This is a genomic window from Achromobacter sp. GbtcB20 (genome assembly GCF_019091095.1).
GTDB classification, from domain to species: Bacteria; Pseudomonadota; Gammaproteobacteria; order Burkholderiales; family Burkholderiaceae_B; genus Achromobacter; species Achromobacter mucicolens.
In genome coordinates, this window is sequence record NZ_JAGXJZ010000327.1 from 1 (window position 1) to 354 (window position 354).

Below are 354 nucleotides of genomic sequence, written 5' to 3' on the forward strand. Positions count from 1 at the left end.
GCGGCGATTCGCTGCGGTGCGAGCGTGATTGTGACGTTCAACGAGCGGGATTTCCCGAACGATCTGCTGGCTCCGTACGGCATCGAATCGCAGCACCCCGATGAGTTTGTGTACAACCTACTGGATCTGGACGCGGCCGCCGTGGTGTCGGCTGCGCAGCGCCAGCGTGCCCAACTCAAGCATCCGCCGATCGAGGTGGACCGCTATCTCGAAATCCTGCTGCGCCAGGGCCTTGTGCAAACGACCAAGGTGCTGGCGACCTATCGCACCATCCTCTGACCCGCCGAGAGCCACGGATGACCAAGAATCCTTCATCAGACGCCACTTTGCCGAGAGGCATCCATCGAAGCTGGA

The 354-nt window shown here is 61.3% G+C and carries 1 pseudogene; it reads left to right on the forward strand.

Annotated features, from left to right (window positions below):
- Positions 1–279: pseudogene (locus tag KVT32_RS29190) on the forward strand (PIN domain-containing protein); the annotation flags it as partial.
- Positions 280–354 lie beyond the last annotated feature (75 nt).